Consider the following 2274-nt stretch of genomic DNA (forward strand, 5'->3'; position numbering starts at 1 on the left):
CTGGTATAGTGCGGCTCGTTCCTAGGAAGAGACTCCTGAAACAGGAGAGGTAAAACTAGGGGAATTCGCGGGAAATATCCCGAAATCCTAACTATCTGTGGGATGGTGGTGAAAACCCACCCCTTTAAGAGATAAGTGACTCCCTACCTTGGCCACACCGAATAGACGGCAATCTATAGAGTGAAGCTGGCACCAGGGCGGAATCAGAGGTGAAACAGATTATCCACACTGCCGCTAACGGGGAGGCGACATGGGTAACAGTAGCAAAAGTCCTGAAAAAGTGTCTAAGGGTCAAACCGCAATCTGTTAATATGCGAGATTTTATCCTTTTATTCTCACGGCGTTGTTATACCGATAGCCGTAATCTCTGAGAAGAGGATAGGCAAATTGGACTGCCCTAAATCGTCAAAACAATCCAACAGATGGAACGAGTAAAAACGACAGCAAATTAGGTCTGAAGGATTAGTCGAACCTTTAGTAAGTTATGCCAAACTTAATCCCTACTGTCGGGTAGGATGTAGCCGGAAACTGGCTACGGGTATCAAGATAAACAAACTTAAGGAGAGCATAGGTAGACACATGTCTAATCGATATAGTGACCTCTGGAAAGGACAAAAGTGGAAAAAGCTCCGCCGAAATCTCTTCCGCCTACAAAAGCGAGTTTATAAAGCAGTTCGAGAAGGAAACCTAAAGAAAGCTAGGTCTCTACAAAAACTGATTCTGAAATCCCGTTCAGCTCAACTTTTGGCAATCCGACAAGTGACACAGCTCAATCAAGGAAAAAGAACCGCTGGAGTAGATGGGAAAGCCTCCCTAAACTACAAAGAAAGGTTCGAGGTACTTAAAAAACTAGGCTCCAATGCGGAAAACTGGACCCATCAAGGCTTAAGGGAAATCCCTATAGCCAAGAAAAACGGGGGTACAAGAATGTTGAAAGTACCGACAATCCAAGATAGAGCATGGCAATGTCTAGCAAAATTCGCTCTTGAACCGGCTCATGAAGCCACATTCAGTGCCTATAGCTATGGATTCAGAACTGGCAGATGTGCCCAGGACGCACAAAAAATGCTATTCCAAAACCTGAACTCTGGGAAAAAAGGCATCAACAAAAGAATAATTGAACTAGACATCAAGAAGTGCTTTGACCGAATCTCCCACGACTCCATCATGGATAGATTGCTAGCACCTGCGGGTCTGAAAATAGGGATATTCAGATGTCTAAAAGCAGGCATCAATCCGGAATTCCCGGAGCAAGGAACGCCCCAAGGAGGTGTGGTCAGCCCACTTCTCGCCAATATAGCACTAAACGGAATAGAGGAAGTAAACCCTAACATTAGATGCATCCGTTATGCAGACGACATGGTTATAATCCTCAAGCCTAAAGACAACGCTGAAAAGGTACTGAATAAAATCAAAGCCTTTTTAACAGAACGTGGGATGGAAATCAGTGAAGAAAAGACCAAGCTAACCAAAACGACAGACGGATTTGACTTCCTATGAAGTTACCGTAAGAATAAAGAAGCCTTTACAGGCGACAGACTATGCAAAAAAGGGTTAAAAATTATTAATTAAGGCTTCTTTATTCTAAGGTTTCGTCTCCTGGGGTGGAAATTCCGCGTCCAGAAAAACGGAAAATTTCGATGTATTCCCTCTGAGGAAAACCACCGGAATATACGTAAGAAGATTAAAACCGTGGTGAATAGCTCGAACTATGGAGCCGAAGTTAAAGCAAAGAAATTAGCACCAATCGTACGTGGGTGGAGGAATTATCACAAAAGTTGTGACATGAGCAGCTCCCGAGATAGTTTATGGTTTTTAAATAAAACCGCAAACCGTAAATTCCGAAAGGAAAAGAAAGTGAACCGGTACAAAGCCGATGAACTATGCAAGAAAGCCTTTCCAACCGTAGGATACGAACAAAACCAGCACGTAAATGTAAAAGGGACTAAGTCCCCATACGACGGGGACATAGTCTACTGGAGCAAGAGAAACTCCAAAATATACGATAATGCTACCTCAAAAGCTCTAAACAGGCAAAACCATTCTTGTGGATACTGCAAAATGAAATTCATAGATGAGGAAAGGATACACCTCCACCACATAGATGGAAATCATGACAACTGGAAGGTAGACAACCTCACGGCTGTTCACCAAAGTTGTCACCAGCAATTACACTGGAGCCAAAAAGATACTCAGGAGCCGTGTGAGGTGAAAACTTCACGCACGGTTCTGAAGCGGAGGTGCCCTGGATAATACCAGGCATCGACCGTAACA

The 2274-nt window shown here is 43.7% G+C and carries 2 protein-coding genes; both read left to right on the forward strand.

Features of this window, described 5'->3' with window-relative positions; genetic code table 11:
- The first annotated feature begins 579 nt into the window (after window positions 1-579).
- The gene (locus F6J99_RS44335) at window positions 580-1500 is read left to right on the forward strand and encodes a reverse transcriptase domain-containing protein (RefSeq protein ID WP_365975482.1); all 921 of its coding nucleotides are present in this window, start codon (window positions 580-582) and stop codon (window positions 1498-1500) included.
- A gap of 171 nt (window positions 1501-1671) precedes the next feature.
- The gene (locus F6J99_RS44340) at window positions 1672-2253 is read left to right on the forward strand and encodes a group II intron maturase-specific domain-containing protein (protein ID WP_365975484.1); all 582 of its coding nucleotides are present in this window, start codon (window positions 1672-1674) and stop codon (window positions 2251-2253) included.
- The last annotated feature ends 21 nt before the right edge of the window (window positions 2254-2274 follow it).

It is taken from the genome of Moorena sp. SIO4G3, from assembly GCF_010692305.1.
Lineage (GTDB): Bacteria > Cyanobacteriota > Cyanobacteriia > Cyanobacteriales > Coleofasciculaceae > Moorena > Moorena producens_A.

Bases quoted from the DNA above. Each gene is read 5' to 3' on its own strand.
- F6J99_RS44335 (WP_365975482.1), top strand. From the start codon at position 580: ATGTCTAATCGATATAGTGACCTCTGGAAAGGACAAAAGTGGAAAAAG.